This is a genomic window from Klebsiella sp. C239, from assembly GCF_048822715.1.
Taxonomy (GTDB): Bacteria; Pseudomonadota; Gammaproteobacteria; order Enterobacterales; family Enterobacteriaceae; genus Klebsiella; species Klebsiella quasipneumoniae.
In genome coordinates this window covers 1-847 of the sequence record NZ_JBMEZK010000049.1, presented here as the reverse complement: position 1 = coordinate 847, position 847 = coordinate 1, and the positions used below count along the sequence as shown (strand labels likewise).

Genomic DNA, 847 nt, shown 5'->3' with positions numbered 1-847 from the left:
AGCAGGCGCAGCGGCCACCGGCGCGGCGCTGAGTTGGCTGACGTCGCCGCCGTCGCTGACCTTCACCACAAAGGCTTTGCCTTCCACTTCCACGGTGTAGATACCGGAGGCGGCAGCTTTTACCGGGGCAGGAGCAGGCTGCGCGACTTCCACCTGCGGCAGCGGTTCAAAGGCCGCCGGGTTATGGCGGTTTTCGAGGAACTTCAGGCCGGGCTGCGGGAACAGGGCCACGGTGAGCACATCGTCGATGGCGTTCTCCGCCAGCTGAATATTCTTCTCCTGCGCCTGGCGCTTCACATCGGCTTCCAGCTGCGCCAGCTCCGGCTTCAGCAGGTCCGCCGGGCGGCAGGTGATGGCTTCTGCCCCTTCCAGTACGCGGGCCTGCAGGGCGGCGTTCACCGGCGCCGGCGTGTGGCCGTACTCACCTTTCAGAATACCGGCGGTCTCCTTCGCGATGGTTTTGTAGCGCTCGCCGGTCAGGACGTTGAGCACCGCCTGGGTGCCGACAATCTGCGAGGTCGGGGTGACCAGCGGGATGAAGCCGAGGTCCTCGCGCACGCGGGGGATTTCCGCCAGCACCTGGTCGAGTTTGTCCGCGGCGTTCTGCTGCTTCAGCTGGCTTTCGAGGTTGGTGAGCATCCCGCCCGGCACCTGGGCCACCAGAATGCGGCTGTCGGTGCCCTTCAGCTGGCCCTCGAAGGCGTGGTACTTCTTACGCACCTCGCGGAAATACGCCGCGATGCTCTCCAGCTTGTGGATATCCAGCCCAGTGTCATATTTCGTGCCGGCGAGGGTGGCCACCAGCGCTTCGGTGGCCGGGTGGCCGTAGGTGGCGCTCATCGAGGAA

General features: G+C 65.6%; 1 pseudogene. It reads right to left on the bottom strand.

Annotated features, from left to right (window positions below):
• Positions 1-847: pseudogene (locus ACOI6Z_RS27500) on the bottom strand (oxaloacetate decarboxylase); the annotation flags it as partial.